Here is a 1,010-nt window from a genome sequence, read left to right as displayed (position 1 = left end):
TCGGTAAACCGATCCTCTTTTACCTTAACATAGCCAGTATTCTCTCACGTTCTTGCGCATAGGAGGCTTTCTTTTCTTCTGTTATTTCTTCTTCAGGCTCATGACGAGTCGCAAACCATGCTGGTACTGTTTCTACTTTTCTAGCTACTTGTTTTTCTGATGCTACAGATGAATGAACTACTGTTACATCGTTGATTTTGTTGCGAATAATGGCACTTAGTAAGGCTACACGGTTTGTTTTAACGTATTGATCACTCGCAGAAATGGCTGCATCTAATGATTGATACATAATCGTTTCTAATTGCACGTGAGACAGCGTTAGCTTGTCCTCTGCTTTGATTTTTTTAAATGAACCATAAATAACCCCCACAAATGGTTTAAAGCCTTCTAAAGAGCCTGTACGGGCTTGATAGAGATTTTTTAAACGATTATAAAGATTATTTTTCTTATCAGACGACTGCTTAGTAGACGTCTTTATATCTTTTATTATTTTAATTTGGTTATTATAGTTAAGATCCGAATTTGAGCCATTTGACTTTGATATGACAGCGTTTTGAGCCAAATCCTGATGTTTATTTTGATGTTTACTTAGATGTTTAAAGTCCTCTTTTAAGATTGCAATTTCATAAGCAGTTAGACGGTAAATGCCACTTAAAATACTTTCAAAATTAACGTGCTGCACATCCAAAATGACACGACAACCACTATTCGTTTTCCCTGATTTGTTTCTAGAAAGGATAAACAGTTTTGATTGCTCCAAATACTTAAACGCTGTTGAGATTGTATTTAAGCCAACCTCTAATTTTTTACTCAAATGCTCTCGGCTTACTTTGATAATGCCGTTGTATGTAAGATCATAAATCAATTTTTCTAGCACTCTATGTACTTTTCCACCAGGATAAATATCTTGTGCTGCCAAAGTTTCTTCTAGTTGCTGCAGGCGCTCTTCTTTGAGTTGCCGATCTCCTTTTTGATTGCCGTATGTAATAAATGTTTGGACTGCTTGGTTT

The 1,010-nt window shown here is 35.7% G+C and carries 1 protein-coding gene; it reads right to left on the bottom strand.

Annotated features, from left to right (window positions below):
* Positions 1 to 19: 19 nt before the first annotated feature.
* Positions 20 to 1,010, bottom strand: a 991-nt coding sequence (locus AC1DJN_RS22115) for a hypothetical protein (protein WP_478040315.1), incomplete at its 5' end; no start/stop codon positions are given.

It is taken from the genome of Stenotrophomonas sp. 05L414_2, assembly GCF_056397905.1.
The sequence above is the reverse complement of the archived record's forward strand: the minus strand, read 5'-3'. Positions and strand labels throughout refer to the sequence as shown.